This is a genomic window from Chelatococcus sambhunathii (assembly GCF_001418005.1).
Classification (GTDB): domain Bacteria; phylum Pseudomonadota; class Alphaproteobacteria; order Rhizobiales; family Beijerinckiaceae; genus Chelatococcus_A; species Chelatococcus_A sambhunathii.
Genome location: NZ_LIOL01000010.1, coordinates 57549 through 71384, shown reverse-complemented (window position 1 = coordinate 71384; position 13836 = coordinate 57549). Strand labels below are relative to the sequence as shown.

General features: G+C 67.0%; 13 protein-coding genes. 8 read left to right on the top strand and 5 right to left on the bottom strand.

Translation table 11 applies throughout. The features are described from left to right. Positions 1–4: 4 nt before the first annotated feature. Together tssL and tssK are read right to left on the bottom strand one after the other, a co-directional pair. Positions 5–1426 carry a type VI secretion system protein TssL, long form gene (tssL, locus tag ASC46_RS16890; RefSeq protein WP_055460468.1) on the bottom strand — a complete coding sequence of 474 codons (1422 nt, stop codon included), beginning with the start codon at positions 1424–1426 and terminating at the stop codon, positions 5–7. Further along, positions 1423–2760, bottom strand: coding sequence for a type VI secretion system baseplate subunit TssK (gene tssK, locus ASC46_RS16885; protein WP_055460467.1), 1338 nt, complete (start codon positions 2758–2760; stop codon positions 1423–1425). Before tssK ends, tssL begins: the two co-directional genes overlap by 4 nt. 194 nt (positions 2761–2954) lie before the next feature. Between tssK and ASC46_RS16880 the strand changes: the two genes are divergently transcribed. Continuing rightward, positions 2955–3455, top strand: a complete 501-nt coding sequence (locus tag ASC46_RS16880) for a PAAR domain-containing protein (RefSeq protein WP_055460466.1) — start codon at positions 2955–2957, stop codon at positions 3453–3455. A 76-nt stretch (positions 3456–3531) separates the two neighbouring features. Beyond that, entirely contained in the window at positions 3532–4290 is a 759-nt protein-coding gene (locus ASC46_RS16875) for a hypothetical protein (protein WP_055460465.1), read from the top strand. 25 nt (positions 4291–4315) lie between these two features. Here the strand turns inward: ASC46_RS16875 and tagH are convergent, their stop codons facing one another. The 3 genes from tagH to ASC46_RS16860 form a co-directional block, all read right to left on the bottom strand. Next, the gene (tagH, locus tag ASC46_RS20945) at positions 4316–5671 is read right to left on the bottom strand and encodes a type VI secretion system-associated FHA domain protein TagH (protein WP_071924228.1); all 1356 of its coding nucleotides are present in this window, start codon (positions 5669–5671) and stop codon (positions 4316–4318) included. Positions 5672–5757: 86 nt separating this feature from the next. Beyond that, positions 5758–6279 carry a DUF6931 family protein gene (locus ASC46_RS16865; RefSeq protein WP_245280600.1) on the bottom strand — a complete coding sequence of 174 codons (522 nt, stop codon included), beginning with the start codon at positions 6277–6279 and terminating at the stop codon, positions 5758–5760. Between the two features lie 41 nt (positions 6280–6320). Further along, positions 6321–8171, bottom strand: a complete 1851-nt coding sequence (locus tag ASC46_RS16860) for a type VI secretion system Vgr family protein (RefSeq protein ID WP_072249539.1) — start codon at positions 8169–8171, stop codon at positions 6321–6323. Between the two features lie 97 nt (positions 8172–8268). On the opposite strand from ASC46_RS16860, the gene ASC46_RS16855 reads away from it, so the two are divergent. The 6 genes from ASC46_RS16855 to ASC46_RS16830 all read left to right on the top strand — a co-directional run bounded on the left by ASC46_RS16855 (position 8269) and on the right by ASC46_RS16830 (position 13806). Continuing rightward, positions 8269–8799, top strand: coding sequence for an OmpA family protein (locus tag ASC46_RS16855; RefSeq protein WP_055460462.1), 531 nt, complete (start codon positions 8269–8271; stop codon positions 8797–8799). 137 nt (positions 8800–8936) lie between these two features. Beyond that, the gene (locus tag ASC46_RS16850; protein WP_055460461.1) at positions 8937–10370 is read left to right on the top strand and encodes a type VI secretion system protein TssA; all 1434 of its coding nucleotides are present in this window, start codon (positions 8937–8939) and stop codon (positions 10368–10370) included. Positions 10371–10480: 110 nt separating this feature from the next. Further along, positions 10481–11023: a type VI secretion system contractile sheath small subunit gene (gene tssB / locus ASC46_RS16845; RefSeq protein ID WP_071924231.1), complete on the top strand. Its 543-nt coding sequence runs from the start codon at positions 10481–10483 to the stop codon at positions 11021–11023. A 12-nt stretch (positions 11024–11035) separates the two neighbouring features. After that, complete coding sequence (gene tssC / locus ASC46_RS16840) at positions 11036–12547, top strand: type VI secretion system contractile sheath large subunit (protein ID WP_055460460.1); 1512 nt, start codon at positions 11036–11038, stop codon at positions 12545–12547. Positions 12548–12684: 137 nt separating this feature from the next. After that, the gene (locus ASC46_RS16835) at positions 12685–13176 is read left to right on the top strand and encodes an Hcp family type VI secretion system effector (protein WP_055460459.1); all 492 of its coding nucleotides are present in this window, start codon (positions 12685–12687) and stop codon (positions 13174–13176) included. An 81-nt stretch (positions 13177–13257) separates the two neighbouring features. Next, a complete protein-coding gene (locus ASC46_RS16830) occupies positions 13258–13806 on the top strand; it encodes a type VI secretion system baseplate subunit TssE (RefSeq protein ID WP_245280599.1) in 549 nt (182 codons plus the stop codon). Positions 13807–13836 lie beyond the last annotated feature (30 nt).

Below are 13836 nucleotides of genomic sequence, written 5' to 3'. Positions count from 1 at the left end.
CACGTCAATGGCTCCGCTCGATGAGGATCTCGACGCGACGGTTCTTGGCGCGCCCGTCCGCCGTGGCATTGGAGGCGATGGGCTGGTCGGCCCCCTTGCCCTCGGTGGCGACGCGGCCCGGATTGGTGAGCTGCGCCTTGATGATGTCGGCGACCGCCTTCGCCCGTTCCTGCGACAGTACGAAATTGGAGGGGAAGCGCACGGTGCGGATCGGCACATTGTCGGTGTGGCCGACGATCTTGACCGTTCCCGGCTCCTTCTCCACCGCCGCCGCGATGCGCGCCAGAAGCGGCTTGAACTCGTCGCGCACCATCGCCTGCCCCGGCGCGAACAGCGGCAGGTCGGAGATGCGGATGAGCACCTTGTTGCCGCTCTCCTGAACGAGGATCTTCTCGCCTTGGAGGTCCTGCTGCAGTCGGCTCGCCTGGGCGGAGGGCGGCGGAGGCGGCGGCGCCGAGAAGACGCGCCGCTGGATGCCGATCTCGGAGGTCGGGTGGACGGCGATGAGCGATGCCGCGACGGCCTCGGCATCATTGCCGAGTAGGCTGCGCAGAAGGAGGAAGAGACCGAGAAGGACGACCCCGGCAAGCGAGGCGACGGCCCACACCGGCACCCGAAGGCGAGCCGCCTCCGCCGGAACGGCCTGCCCCTGCCAGCGCGGCGACAGTTCCTCATTCGCCCGCTTCACACGGCGCAGCGTCTCGTAGAGACTGCGCTCGATCTGCTGCAGCGCCGCCACTCCGCCGGCCGAGGTGCGGTGCACGCCCTGGAAGCCCAGAGCAAGGCACGCGTGCATGAGCTCGAGAAGGGCGTAGTTGACGCTCGGATCGGCTCTCGCCCGCTCCAATTCGTCGAAGAAGCGCACGCCACCGACGCGTTCGCCGAAGAAGCGGCTCAGCATGCTGTACTGCGTCCACACATGCCGATCCTCGCCGGGAATGTTCTGGACAATGTCGTCGGCGGTGGCCGCAAGCACATATTTGGCGACGCGCGTCTCGTCCGCGGGAAGACCTGCTGCGCGCACGTCGCGCTCGAATTCCGAGATGCTGTCGGCCACCTGTTCCATCAGCTGCGCGTAGGGCGCCCTGAGCGTGCCCACCCGCAATTCGCCGAGAAGGAGAAGAAGCGGCCCGGCGGCCCGCATGAGGGGATTGTCGTTCGGGGTGAGAAGTTGCTCGCGCCGGAGCACGAGCGCAAGGGCCCGCCCCTCCCCGCCAGCGGCCTGCGGCGGCGGGACGGCGGCGACCCATTCATCGTCTGCATTCGACCCGGGAGGCTGGTATGCCGAAGGCGGTGGAGGCTTAGCCGATGGAGGCCCGGCGCTCAGAGGCGGCGGCGTCGGGCCGCGCCCCGCCGGCCGTGGCCGGATGATGGTGCGTTCGCTGCGCCCGAAGGGATCGCGCGGGCTGCCGTCGTCGCCGCTCATCGCCGTCCCTCCAGTACCGCCCAGAGCTCGAGTTCGAGGCCCGGCCAATCACCGGAGAAATGCATGCCTATGGAGGTCGCCGTGCTGAACTCCGGCCACAGCGGCGAGGTTCGGTCGAGGTAGAAATAGACATGATCGGTGATGGCCCGGATCTGCGGCGGCGGCGTCGGCAGGTGGATGAGCGGCACGCCCGGCAGATGGGCATGCACGATCTCATTCATCTTGGTGTTGGGCCCGACCTTGAAGAGATGCGGGAAGTGGTTCTGGATTTCCGTCAGCGGCCGTTGCGCGGCCACTTCCAGCACCAGCGTCGCGTTGCGGAACAGTGCCCGGTCGCGGATGGTCGAGGTGAAGGCGTTGGGCGCCCGCTCAACGATCTCCAGGCGGATGGCGCGGCGACCGATCTGGGCACTGAGGAAGTCCTGGATGTCGCGAATGACCGGCGCGAAGACCGCTTCGAGATCGTCGTGGTCATAGGCCGGGTAGTCGCGCGCTCTCCGCTCGGCTGTGACGAAGGTGGCGAGTTCGCCGGCCATGCGCAGCAATTCCTCATAGAGGCGCTCGGGATGGACATAGCGCGAGCGGCGGAAGTGCTTGAGCACCGGGATGTGCCGGTTGAGCAGTTGCAGGATGAGATAGTCGGCGCTCTGCAGGCCGCCGCCCGCCGTCGGGTCGGCGGCATAGCGGGCGAGTTCCTCGAGCTTGTTGTCCATCCAGCCGATGACGCGGTCGATCCAGCCGTCCACCACCGGATGGGCGCTGCACGTCAGCACCGGCGGCGCAAATTTCTCGTCGAAGATCACCGCTCGGTCGCGCACCTCGACGATACGGGCCACGGCAAGGTTGACAAAGCCTGGCCTCGGCGTCCGCCGCAGCTCATAGGCGAGGCGCGGATAGGCAACATCGATCTGTTCCTCCACCCTGAGCGGCGAGGTGGAATCGATCATTAGCGCACTCGCCAAGACGAAGCGGCTCGCGCTGTCGGCTTCCCCGTCCTCGATCTCGCGCGTGTTGGGCGCGGCGACCGGCAGCGACAGCCACACCACCTGCTTGGTGGCATCCTCCGGCACGTCGAGCGGCGCAGGCAAGGGACTGTTGTCGGGCACGCTGAAGGGCGTGCCATCCGGCATCACGCCGCTCGCCCGGCGCAGGCCGAACTTGCTCTGCTGCGCGAGATCCCGGTCGATTTCGAGCGCGGAAAAGCCCCAGGGATAGGGCGTGATATGGCGGATGCGGCTCTCGACCAGATTTTCGAGGTAACGATCACTCTGCTGCAGGTGATGCGGCCTCAGGAAGAGACCTTCCGACCAAACGACCTTGCTATACCAGGACATTTGCTTTCCCGCCGGTCTCGCCGAAGAAGTATAGACTGCACCCGCCCCGTCGTCACCTGTCGCCTGCAGGTTGTCGCGGGGCCGGCCGAAGTCGTCGCGCAAGCAGTGCGCTTGATCGCACGTTGGCCCGGGCGCAAGATGACTGACGTGCGGGCGCGCACGAGCCCTGAAGCCCATTTGTCGGGGATCGCCGGATGCCGAAAGGTTTCGCCGCGCGGGTCACAGACCCGGTTCTCCATCCTCTGCCGGGCCTGCTGTCGCCTGGGCCGGGCAGCCCCACGGTATTCATCGGCGGCCTGCCGGCCTGGCGCGGCGTCACCGCCGGAGCCGCGGCCGCCATCCAGTCGGCCAAGGCGGCGTCGGAAGCGACCATCCGCGCTGCCGAGGCCGCGACGATCGCCGCCGCCGGCACGCCGGGCGCCCCCGCGGCCAAGGCCGCGGAAGAAGCGGCCAAGGCCGCCGCCGCCACGGCGATGGGATCGACCATCACCGCAGCCGCTGGCGGCGCCGACATTCACTTGTGCGCGACACCGCTCCCGATCCCGCCGCATGGACCGGGAGTCGTCGTTGACGGCTCGATGACGGTGCTCATCAACAATCTCGCAGCCTGCCGCATGGGTGACACCATCGTTGAGGCGGTGGGCCCGCCCAACAAGATCGCCATGGGTCTGCCGACCGTCATCATCGGTCCGTAACGCGTGCCGTGGCGCACGGCGGGGCCGCGCGAACGAAGGTTGATGACTGCGGGGGCCGCGGCAAGGGAGAAGCACGATGGCCATGCGCAGGGTTCCCGATCGTGAGGCTGCCAAGGCGGCGCGGTTCACGCATCAGACCGTCGAGCATTTCGGGAGCGATCCGCGGCTCGCGAAATCCCATGCCGAGACGCGCAACGGCCATGTCGTGAAGGTGCTGTGCTGGCTCGCGCTGCTGCGCGATGCGCAGAACCGCTCGCTGGCATTGTCGCCCCTTCCCCGCGTCACATGCGAAGAGGCGCGGTGGCAGCATTTCCGCGAACGGCGCCCACGCCAGGCGGCGCACGTGCTGCCAGGGCAGGTCATGGTCGACGGCCGCTATCCTTGGCTCTATTTCAAGGACATCACCCGTGCTCGCACCCTGCAGTCGCTCTTCGCCGAGGTGCGCGCCCTGCCCGCCAATTTCAACAAGGCCGACAGCGCCGCCGAGAACAAAGGCCTGACCGAGGCCTTCCGCGCCGCCGCCGAATACGTGCTGCGTGGCCACGCTCCGCTCCGGCAGGACATTGCCGAGGCCTACCGCACGCTGTGGGTTCCTGGCGCCCGCGCCGCCTATGCGGCCGCTGAGGAGCAGAAGCGATCGCGCCCATCGGTGCCCTCACCCGTCTACGACATCGAGCGCAATATCGTGAATCTGGAGGAAATCGCGGAAGCTGGCCAGTCACAATGGGACGTGCACGATCAGATTCGCATCCTCATGCGCTATGAGGCGAGCCTCGACGAGGTGCCACCGGAACTGCAGCCGCACAAGATGGACGAGATCCTCGGCCGGTCCTGACTGCAGGCCCACAAAGGGACGCGCTTCAGCCGCCCCGTCTGCCCTTGTCGTAGCATTCGGCGAAATAAACCATGAAGGCATCGACGAGGCCATGCTCGTGCGGCGCCGTCTTCGCCTGCCAGCGCGCAACATAAGCATCCCACAGCCGCGCCTTGCGCGAGCCGATGAGGCCGCCGATCCCCACATCCCCGGTCGCCTCGTCGATGGCTTCGGGGGCGAGATCTTCCATCAGCAGGCGCAACGCATGCTGCATGGCCGAATAGGTCTTCACCTGGTGGATCTTGAGATCGCGAAAGCTCTGCGCCAGCGTCTGCCGCGCATCGAGATAGCCGCTCTCCGGCGACCCGAACATCCGGCGCAGCGCATCGTCCACCGTTGGCGAGAATTTGAGCGGGTTGTTGTCGACGGCCTGGATCGTCGTCTGGCTGGCGCTGCGGGCAAGGCGCTTGCCCTCGGCGCGGGCGGCGAGCAACTGCTTGAGATCGTCGGCGACGAGGCGCATGAGCACGCCGAGATGCTCCGCGAATTCGCCCACATCACGGCCGGCAAGCGCCTCCTCGGGCAGGCCGGCGCCGCGCGCGAAGCGGGCGAGGAAATCGGCGCCTTGCGCGGCAGGAAACGGCACCGCTGGTGGCGGCCCCTGCTCTGCCGCACGCGCAGGCTCCTGTGCGGGGGGCGGCGCGGACGACGGCTCCGGCGGCTCGCTCCACGGATTGGCAGCTGCAGGCGCCGGCGGCCGGCGCGGCGTCGGGACGGGCGGCACGGGCGCAACGGCCGGTGGCTGCGGCACGGGCGCCGCCGCCCAGGACAGATCCTCGCCGGCAGGGACGCCGCTACGGGCGGGAGCCGGCCCTGCCGCACCAGCGCCACCCCCTGCCGCGGCGACATCGGGCGTTTCGACCGCCCAGTCGAGAAAATCCGGCCGCACGGGACGCAACTCGCGCGCCGGCTGGAAGTCGCGCCGCGGCGCGGGGGGGGCGGCATCGGGCGCGCTGTTCCAGAACCCGGTCGCGCGTGCAGACGGTCCGGGGGCTTCCTCTGCCGGCAGCGACGCCGGCTCGGTCGCATCGAGCGCGACCGCGATGATGTAGTCGCCGATCTCGATGCGGTCGCCATGGCGCAGCCGGTGCGGCGACTGCATGCGCTGCCCCGAGCCATTGAGATAGGTGCCGTTGGTCGACACGTCGGTCAGCCAGTAGGCACCGTCGTGATAGCGCACTTCGCAATGCTTGCCGGAGACGGTGCGGGTCGAATCCGGCAGGGTCCAGTCGAGGTGCTGGTCGCGACCGATATCGAGCCCGCGGGGGCCGGAGACGGAGACGCTGAGCGGGCCGCCGTCGGGCAGGCTGGCCATGTTCTCGATCGTGAGCGTCAGGGCCATCGCCGGGCTCGCCCTCCTCGCATCGGCGCCGCGCACGTCGCATCGCCTGCCGATCCTAGACCAATTTGCGCGCCGGTTGTATCGGCTCAGCGCCTCTCGCCGTCGGGCGTCAGCAGCGACAGCCCGGTTTCGAGACAGGCCGCGATCTGGCCGCCGCGCTCGTGCGCATCCACATGTGCCAGTGCCGTAAGGACGGCAGTCTGCGCCGCCTTGGCGGTGAGGTGGGGCGGGCACGGCACCGTGTGCCCTTCCACCAGGCTGCCGCCGGACCAGGCCGCTGCCAGCGCCGCCCAGGTGGCCGGGCGGCCGTGGTCGCCGGCCGAGCCGAGGGCGAGCGCGGCGCGGCGCCGCCCGTCCTCCGGCTCGCGCACCCAGTCTTCGGCGGCGGCGAGCGCTGCCGCCTCCTCTCCGGCCGACTGCGGCACAAGCGCCCGGACGCACCGGCATGCCCACCAGACCGCCTCGCGCCGCGGCAGGAGATAGGCGCAGAAGGTGATCGCCTCCTCCGGCGTCTCGCCTGCTGCGAGACGGCGGGCGAAGGTGAGCGGCGGCTCTTCCGTAGGCGGGGCGGCGATGTCCTCCCCCGCTTCCGGAAAGGCCTCGAACAAGCTTTTCGCCGTGGGAAAGCGCACCCGCTGCATGGCCGGCCTCAGTTGATCTGGACGATGCCACCCTTGATGACGACGGTCGCGTCACCCTTCACGCTGGTCTTCGTGCTCTTCACCGTCACGGTCGGCGACTTGATGGTCACCCCCGTCGGATCCATCGTGATCGTGCTCATGCCGACTTTGAAGCGGATCTTCAGCTTCGCCGTGACGTAGAGGCACCCCTGGTCGATGTCGAGATGATCGTCGCCCTTCTTCACGGTTGTCCTGCGTGCGAAATCGCCGGTCGGCTTCTTGAGGTCCCAGCCGATCTCCCGCGTCTCCTGGTGCCGGATCACGGAGGCGAGGTCCTTCTGCGCGTGCAGCGTGACGACCTCCTCGCCCTTCTTGTCCTCGAACTTCAGCTCGTTGTAGCCCCCGCCGCCCTTCGTGGAGTTGGACTTGAGGCCCGACACGGTCTTGTTCGCCGGCAGTTCGTAGGGCAGGTCGTGCTCGTCATTGTAGACCGTGCCCACGACGAGCGGCTGGTCCGGGTCGCCCTCGAGGAAGGCGACGACGACCTCCTGGCCGATGCGCGGGATGACCTGACCGCCCCAGCCCTTGCCCGACCACATCTGCGCGACGCGCACGCGGCGCGACGTCGTCCTGTCGTCCCTGTCCCAGTGGAACTGGACATAGATGCAGCCGTACTTGTCGACGTCGATCTCCTCGCCCTCCTCCCGGTTCTCGCCGACGACCCTGGCCGTCTGCAGGCCGGTGATGACCGGCCGCGGCGTCACCAGCGGCGCGCGGAAGCGGCGCTCGGTCGGCAGGAATTCGTAGGAGCCGCTGTAGATCTCGTCCTCGCCCGAGCCCGCCTGCGAGCGGTAGGCCTCGGTCGAGAAGCCGTGCCGGGCGCTGGTCACGAGATAGTCGCCCTTGTAGCTCTCGCCGGGCACCTCGCCGACGCGCACCAGAGCCCCGGGATAGAGGCTCACGGCATCGCCGCTGGCATGGCGCTTGTCGTCCTGCGCCTGCGCCGCCTGCACACGGATCTCGGCGAAGCGTTCGCCGTCCTTGCGATCGGTGTAGCGACCGGGATAGTCGTAAAGCTCGTAGGCCCTGGCCCGGGCGGCTCCCTCCTCCCTGGAACGCTTCAGGTCGGCGCCAGACTTCGTGTAGTCGTAGTCGTTGAGCTCGACGCGCCCGGTTCGCAGACGCCGCTCGCTGAGCCAATGCGTGAGGTGCTCGCACTGACGCTGATCATGCATCCCGCGCGGCAGGAAGGGAAAGGCACCGTCAGCCGGCGCCCCGCCGCGCGCCGCCGAGGGGCGCAGTTCCTCGTGCGCCGATCGGGAATCCGCCAGCACCAGCGTGTGCCCGTCGGCCGTATGCTTGAAGTAATAGTAAATCCCGTGCTCCTCCATGAGGCGTTGCACGAAGTCGAGGTCGCTCTCCCGATACTGGACGCAATAATCCATCAACTGGTAATCGTCCGACAGACGCAACTCGTAGCGGGCGCCCCTTTCCTTGTCGAGAACGTCACAAATGATCTCGGGTGCACGCTTGTTGTGGAAGATCCGGCAAGTCGCCTTCTGAGACAGAAGCCACAACCAGGGCCTGAGCACAAAACGGTAGACCTGTTCGTGCTCGCGCACGTCGAGACGTTGGCATTCGGCTGCAATGCCGTTGAAATGCCGCTCGCTGCCGTCGCGCAACCGGAAGCTGACGGAGCACTTCTCGCCCAGGAATGGCTCGAGATTGGCGCTTCGCTGCTTACTCAGAGCATCTATCCTGTATTCGAATAGTTCACTCAGCCCCTCACGAGCATCGAAGCGAGTTAAGACGAATGCATCGTCGCCTAGTGGTGTCTTGAAGGAAGCAATACGCCGTGCCTGACTGAGATCGGTGCTCATGGATCAGCCTTCGACGCGTGTTGTGGCGCACGTACGGAACTTGACAATATAGGAAAATGGGAGCATCGTCGAGCAGTCAAAGACCGGGTGTGCTCCCATGCGCAGCAAGGTCCCTACAGTATTCGCGCTTGCGTTGCTTGTTCCCCTCTGTCAAACGGCAACGGCGCAGACAGCCTACAATGCCAACGACATCATCCGGCACTTCGCGCCGCAACCGGAGCTCGGCGCGACCCGCGGGCTGTGCATCGGCACCGAGGCCGAGTGCAAGCCCGCCCCGGCCAAGCCGGTGGTAGAGCCCTTCGATCTCGTCGTGACCTTCGACTACAACTCCGACGTGCTGACGCGCGAGGCGCGTCGCAACCTCGACGAGTTCGCCAAGGCGCTCAACGACCAAAGGCTCGCCACCGCCACCTTCCTCGTTGAGGGGCATACGGACGCGACCGGCAGCGAGGCCTACAATCTCGGCCTGTCGGAGCGCCGGGCGAGTTCCGTGGTGCGCTATCTCACCGAGAAGGGCATCGACGTCTCGCGGCTGACGGCGAGAGGCTATGGCAAGACACGGCCGCGCACGGCCAACCCCTATGATGCCGCCAACCGGCGCGTCGAGACGCGCCTGGAGATCCGCTAGAGCATTTGCCGCCGAAATGGACGCCGGCCGGCGAAGAACCGAAGGTCCGTTTCGGCGAAGACGCTCTCCGCTCGGCAAGAGCTGCAGCCGCGATCTCCGGCATTTCGGTGGCCCCTCGCAAGGAACTTCGCCCGCCGATGCCGGAGATCGACTTTTCCACCCTCACCGCCCCCGTCTCGCAGGATGCGCCCTGCGGGCCTGACCTCGAGCTCGCGGGCGATGCCAACTACATGAACTTCGTCGCCCGCCTCGAGGGCCTGCTGCCGGCCTCCTTCCTCAGCCACGACGCCGAGGGCCGGCTCGTACCCTTCGACAGGGGGAGCATCGACATCCCGGCGGAGATTTCGGCTCTCGCCGGCCTGCTCGCCGGCACGCGCGACCTGCGCCTCCTGGTGCTGCTGGCCAAGCTCCTCATCCTCAACCGCGATCTCGACCAGTTTGCTGCCTGCCTCGCCGGAATCGCCTCATTGCTAACGGAGCGCTGGGGCGAGGTGCATCCCGCCGGTGAGGATGGCGACTTCACGCTGCGCTGCGCGGCGCTGCAAACCCTCGACGACATGCCGACGGTGGTCATGCCGCTTCAGCATGTGCCAATCGCCCACAGCCGCCGCTTCGGCGCGATCAGCTATCGCGGCCACCTCGTGGCAAGCGGCGTCGCCGAACCGCGGGACGGCGAGGACGCTCCCGGTGTCGCCGCAATCGAGGCCGCCTTCACCGAGACGCCTCTGACGGACCTCGTCTCGACGCGCGATGCCCTCGCCGTCCTGCGTTCGGCACTCGCGGGCATCCGCCTCGTGACGCTGGAGAATGTCGGCGCCGCGGAGGCGGTGAGCTTCGAGCGGCTGTCACCCCTGGCGGACGCCATGTTCAAGCTTCTCGACGAGGCCGTTGCCCGGCGGGATCCCGGTGCCGGGTCCGCTCCGCCCACCAAGGCGCAGGATAACTCGCCGAGCGAGGCGCCGCGGCCACTCGCCGGCCCCGGTCCGGCAACTGCGGTCATCGCCGCGCCGCACGAAGCCTCCGCCGCGCTCGCCGCAGCAGCAGCCTATTTCCGCCGCGCGGAACCGTCGAACCCGGCCATCCTCCTTGTCGGCCTTGCGCGAGAGCTGATCGGCAAATCCTTCGCCGACGTGGTTCGCATCCTGATGCCGGAGTTCGCCGATCGGGCCGCTTTCCAAATCGGCAGCCGCCAAGTCCTGGAACTGCCGCTGGAGCGCCTGGCCGGCCTCCTGCCGGACGACGGCGGTCCCCTGGAGGACGAGGCCGCTTCTCTGGCGATGGGCGGCGAGGACGGCGACGAAGATCCGGGCAGGGGACAAGCCGCGACTGTTCCGGGAACGGCGCCGTCCGCGAACGACGCCGGCGGGCCGCGGCCGCAGCTGGCGGCGACGAGCCGGCGCGAGGCGCTCACGCTCATCGAAGCGGTCGGCACATATTACCGCGCTGCGGAACCCTCGAGCCCCATTCCGCTCCTGACCGAGCGCGCGTGCGGGCTCGCACAGCGCGATTTCCTCGGTCTGCTAAAAGATGTATTATCGGATCAGCTAAGGTCATCCGATGCCGAAGACTGACGCCGTGCTTGCGAAAACGACGTTGCTCTTCTTGGCTCGTCGAGTTGCCCGTGGGCAATCCGAGTAATTGCGCCCTGACGGACGCGCTGACGCGCAGAAGGGGATATCCGATGGCTGCAGACTCCGGACAGAAGTTCATCCGTCGCAACCGCGCGCCACGCGTGCACATTTCTTACGAGGATCCCTACGACGCCGAGCGGCAGATCGAGCTGCCCTTCGTCATGGGCGTGATGGCAGACCTGTCCGGCAACGACGCCGGCATGGAAAAGCCCGACATCGCGGACCGGAACTTCCTCGACTTCGACATGGACAACTTCGATCAGCGCATGGCGGCCATCGAGCCGGGCGTGTCCTTCAAGGTCGCCAACAGGCTCGGCACTGAAGATGGCGAGGCGCTCTCCGTCACCCTGCGCTTCCGCAAGATGGAGGATTTCGGTCCGGCCGCCATCGCGCGGCAGGTGCCGGCGCTCGCAAGGCTCCTCGCGGCGCGCGAGCAACTCGCCAACCTCCTGCGCTACATGGACGGGAAGGCGGCGGCGAGTGACCAGATCAAGGCCCTTCTGGCCGATCCGCAGCTGATGCTCGCCCTCAAGGAGCGGCTCGCCTCCGCGCCGGGCGGGAGCGAGGCAGCCAAGAGCGAAGCGCAAGAGTAAGGCGAGGGTGCCATGGCCACAGCAGCTGGACCCGAACGGCAGGCGAACGAAGCCGTCGTGACGACGCGCGATGCCGATGAATTCGCTTCAATCCTCAAGCAGAACTTCAAGCCCCGCACCGAGCGGGCGGCGACGGAAGTCGAGAATGCCGTCGCGACGCTGGTGCAGCAGGCTCTCGCCGACACCAGCGTGATCCAGGAGGACGTGCTCGACACCATCGAGAGCATGATCGCGCGCATCGACGAGAAGCTGACGGCGCAGATGAACGAGATCCTGCATGCGCCGGAGTTCCAGCAGATCGAGAGCGCCTGGCGCGGCCTCCATTATCTCGTCTTCAATTCCGAGACGGACGCGACCCTCAAGATCCGGGTGATGAACATCTCGAAAAACGAGATCTACCGCAACCTGCGCCTCTTTCCCGGCGCGCGCTGGGACCAGAGCCCGCTGTTCAAGAAGGTCTATGAGCACGAGTTCGGTCAATTGGGCGGCGAGCCCTACGGCTGCCTGATCGGCGACTATCACTTCAGCCACACGCCGACCGACGTGCAATTGCTGCGCGACCTCAGCAAGATCGCGGGCGCGGCCCATACGCCCTTCTTCGCCGGGGCCGATCCGACGCTGCTCGGTATGGATGCCTGGACGGAACTCGCCAATCCGCGCGACCTCGGCAAGATCTTCGACACGCCGGACTATGCGGCCTGGAAATCGCTGCGCGATTCCCCCGATGCGCGTTATGTCGGGCTCTGCCTGCCGCGCGTTCTGTCGCGCCTGCCCTACGGCGCCAAGTCCGAGCCGGTCGAGGAATTCGCCTTCGAGGAGGAGACGGACGGGCACAAGGGCGAGAAATACGCCTGGATGAACGCCGCCTATGCCATGGCGGTCAACATCAACCGCGCCTACAAGGAATATGGCTGGTGCACGCGCATCCGCGGCGTGCAGTCGGGCGGCGAGGTCGTCAACCTGCCCACCCACACGTTCCCCACGGACGACGGCGGCGTCGACCTCAAATGCCCCACCGAGATCGCCATCAGTGATCGGCGCGAGGCCGAACTCGCCAAGGCCGGGCTCATCCCGCTGGTCCACCGCAAGAATACTGACAAGGCGGCCTTCATCGGCGCCCAGTCGCTCTACAAGCCCAAGACCTATTTCGGGCCCAACGGGGTCGAGGCGACGGCATCCGACAACCTTTCCGCGCGCCTGCCCTACATGTTCGCCGTCTCGCGCTTCGCGCACTATCTGAAGTGCATGGTGCGCGACAAGATCGGATCCACCAAGGAGAAGGAGCAGCTCAAGAAGTGGCTGCAGGACTGGATCTTCGAATATGTGGACGGCGACCCCCTCAATTCGACAGAAGAGACGAAGGCGCGGCGACCGCTCGCGGACGCGCGCATCGACATCTTCGAGAACGAGGAAAACCCGGGCTATTACGCGGCGAAATTCTATCTCAGGCCCCACTACCAGCTCGAAGGCATGGATGTCGGCCTGAGTCTCGTATCCCGCCTTCCGGCACCTGTTAATCAGTGAAAGGTGCCTGACAACGACGGCAGGGCCGGGGCCCTGCCGCACAAGGTCCGCCCGATGCCGCAGTGGCGGCACGCGAGAGCGAGGGCCTTCAGTGTCTAGGGTCGAGCCGGGCTGCAGATAACCGTTGGAGACCTACGATGGCATCAGTCGACTACTTTCTGAAGCTTGACGGCATCAAGGGCGAATCGCACGACGACAAGCATAAGGAGGAAATCGACATTCTGTCGTTTTCCTGGGGCGCCAGCCAGTCGGGCACCGCCCATTACGGTGGCGGCGCCGGCGCCGGCAAGGTGCAGTTGCAGGACATCGTCTTCACCATGAGGATGAACAAGGCGAGCCCAACGCTCTATCTCAAATGCGCCAAGGGCGAGCACATCCCCAAGGGCAAGCTCACCGTGAGGAAGGCGGGTGGCAAGCAGGAGGAGTACCTGGTCTACGAGTTCGAGGACATCATCATTTCCTCCATCAACACGGCCGGGCACGACGGCGCCGAGTCGAGCATCCCCATGGAGCAGCTGGCGCTCAACTTCGCCAAGGTTAAGATGACCTACAAGGAACAGAAGGCCGACGGCTCTCTCGGCGCCCCGGTCGAGTTCAAGTGGGATGCGAAGAAGAACATCTCGGCCTAGAGCGGCGGCTGGCCGGCAGCGCCGCCTTGATGGCGGCGCCCGCGCCTTTCCGACGATACCGGGCAGGATGCGTGAGGTTCCATGGTGAACCCGAAGAGCAAGGACAGGCTGCGCCCGCCGCTCATGTACGCATTCCGGGAGGCGCATGCGGCCCGCGACGCGCGCAAGAAGCTCGACTTGAGAGACGAGGCGGGTGAGCGCATCGTCGCCGGGCGGCGCGGCGCCCCGCGCCTCGCTATCACCGATCCGAAACTCAGGCAGGAAGTGATCCGCGACCTCGAGATTCTTCTCAACACCGTCAATCTCGCGTCCTCGCTGCCGCTCGACGCCGCCGAGCACGTGCGTTGCTCGATCCTCAACTACGGCCGGCCGGATCTCGTGCGCCGCTCGATCGACGAGTTCTCCGTCGGCAGCATCGGCGCCGAGATTGCCGAGACGCTTGCCCGCTTCGAGCCTCGCCTTGCACGCGACTCCCTGACGGTCGTACGCGACGACAGCGTCGATGCCGCGGCGCTGCGCGTGCGCTTCCTCATCGCGGCCGCGCTCGGTTGCGAGCCCCTGGCCGCTTCCGTCGAATTCGTCGCCGACGTCGAGCTCGACACCGGCAAGGTGGTCGTCGCCCGCCGCTGAGGTTGCGACAGGGCGACCGGAAAGGAACGG

Excerpts from the sequence above, each read along its gene's own strand:
- tssL (WP_055460468.1), bottom strand. The coding sequence starts at position 1,426 with ATGAGCGGCGACGACGGCAGCCCGCGCGATCCCTTCGGGCGCAGCGAA.
- tssK (WP_055460467.1), bottom strand. The coding sequence starts at position 2,760 with ATGTCCTGGTATAGCAAGGTCGTTTGGTCGGAAGGTCTCTTCCTGAGG.
- ASC46_RS16880 (WP_055460466.1), top strand. The coding sequence starts at position 2,955 with ATGCCGAAAGGTTTCGCCGCGCGGGTCACAGACCCGGTTCTCCATCCT.
- ASC46_RS16875 (WP_055460465.1), top strand. The coding sequence starts at position 3,532 with ATGGCCATGCGCAGGGTTCCCGATCGTGAGGCTGCCAAGGCGGCGCGG.
- tagH (WP_071924228.1), bottom strand. The coding sequence starts at position 5,671 with ATGGCCCTGACGCTCACGATCGAGAACATGGCCAGCCTGCCCGACGGC.
- ASC46_RS16860 (WP_072249539.1), bottom strand. The coding sequence starts at position 8,171 with ATGAGCACCGATCTCAGTCAGGCACGGCGTATTGCTTCCTTCAAGACA.
- ASC46_RS16855 (WP_055460462.1), top strand. The coding sequence starts at position 8,269 with ATGCGCAGCAAGGTCCCTACAGTATTCGCGCTTGCGTTGCTTGTTCCC.
- ASC46_RS16850 (WP_055460461.1), top strand. The coding sequence starts at position 8,937 with ATGCCGGAGATCGACTTTTCCACCCTCACCGCCCCCGTCTCGCAGGAT.
- tssB (WP_071924231.1), top strand. The coding sequence starts at position 10,481 with ATGGCTGCAGACTCCGGACAGAAGTTCATCCGTCGCAACCGCGCGCCA.
- tssC (WP_055460460.1), top strand. The coding sequence starts at position 11,036 with ATGGCCACAGCAGCTGGACCCGAACGGCAGGCGAACGAAGCCGTCGTG.
- ASC46_RS16835 (WP_055460459.1), top strand. The coding sequence starts at position 12,685 with ATGGCATCAGTCGACTACTTTCTGAAGCTTGACGGCATCAAGGGCGAA.
- ASC46_RS16830 (WP_245280599.1), top strand. The coding sequence starts at position 13,258 with ATGGTGAACCCGAAGAGCAAGGACAGGCTGCGCCCGCCGCTCATGTAC.